The organism is Staphylococcus sp. EG-SA-2, from assembly GCF_017152085.1.
This window is the reverse complement of sequence record NZ_JACYHC010000049.1, coordinates 1-571: the sequence shown is the minus strand read 5'-3', so window position 1 is coordinate 571 and position 571 is coordinate 1. Positions and strand designations below refer to the sequence as shown.

General features: G+C 34.5%; 1 protein-coding gene. It reads left to right on the top strand.

The genetic code is table 11. From position 1 onward, the window contains the following. Positions 1-70 precede the first annotated feature (70 nt). Positions 71-571, top strand: a 501-nt coding sequence (locus IDG60_RS00390) for a sugar O-acetyltransferase (protein ID WP_206160349.1), incomplete at its 3' end; no start/stop codon positions are given.

Below are 571 nucleotides of genomic sequence, written 5' to 3'. Positions count from 1 at the left end.
TTGCATAGGCGAATGTTTATTTGATTAACTTTTAAACAAGTAAATAAGTTATTAGGAGTTGAAAGGTGTAATGACTGAAAAAGAAAAAATGTTAGCAGAAAAATGGTACGATGCAAACTTTGATCAATACTTAATCAATGAACGTGCACGAGCGAAAGATATTTGCTTTGAATTAAATCATACAAGACCGAGTGCTACAAATAAAAGAAAGGAATTAATTGATCAATTATTTCAAACAACAACAGACAATGTAAGTATTTCGATTCCTTTTGATACAGATTATGGTTGGAACGTTAAACTAGGAAAAAATGTCTATGTAAACACCAATTGTTACTTTATGGATGGTGGACAGATTACAATTGGCGATAATGTTTTTATAGGACCTAATTGTGGATTCTACACAGCGACACATCCACTTAATTTCCATCATAGAAATGAAGGTTTTGAAAAAGCCGGACCCATTCATATTGGCAGTAATACTTGGTTTGGCGGTCATGTAGCCGTGTTACCAGGGGTGACGATTGGAGAAGGCAGTGTGATTGGTGCTGGTAGTGTTGTCACTAAAGATATT